Origin of the sequence: Pseudomonas sp. SIMBA_067, from assembly GCF_046534675.1 — a bacterium.
Lineage (GTDB): Bacteria > Pseudomonadota > Gammaproteobacteria > Pseudomonadales > Pseudomonadaceae > Aquipseudomonas > Aquipseudomonas putida.
Genome location: NZ_JAWRYH010000689.1, coordinates 1 through 261, shown reverse-complemented (window position 1 = coordinate 261; position 261 = coordinate 1). Strand labels below are relative to the sequence as shown.

Below are 261 nucleotides of genomic sequence, written 5' to 3'. Positions count from 1 at the left end.
GACGGGCGATCTGGCGTGGCGACAACCGGTGCAGCACATGCCCTTCAAGTACATAACCGATCTGCCCATCACCGACCCGAATCGATCCGGCGTTCATCTCTTCAAGATGATTGATGCAGCGCAGAAACGTGGATTTACCGGAACCAGATGGCCCGAGGATCACCACTACTTCGCCGGGCCAGACATCCAGATCGATCCCTTTCAGAACCTGATTGTCGCCGTAATTCTTCTGCACGTTGCGGGCGCAGACCAGGGGTTCAC

1 protein-coding gene is annotated in these 261 nt (G+C 56.7%); it reads right to left on the bottom strand.

Going from position 1 to position 261, the window contains the following annotated elements:
- A partial coding sequence (locus tag SB765_RS30895; protein ID WP_410932657.1) for an ATP-binding cassette domain-containing protein occupies window positions 1-261 on the bottom strand: 261 nt, incomplete at both ends.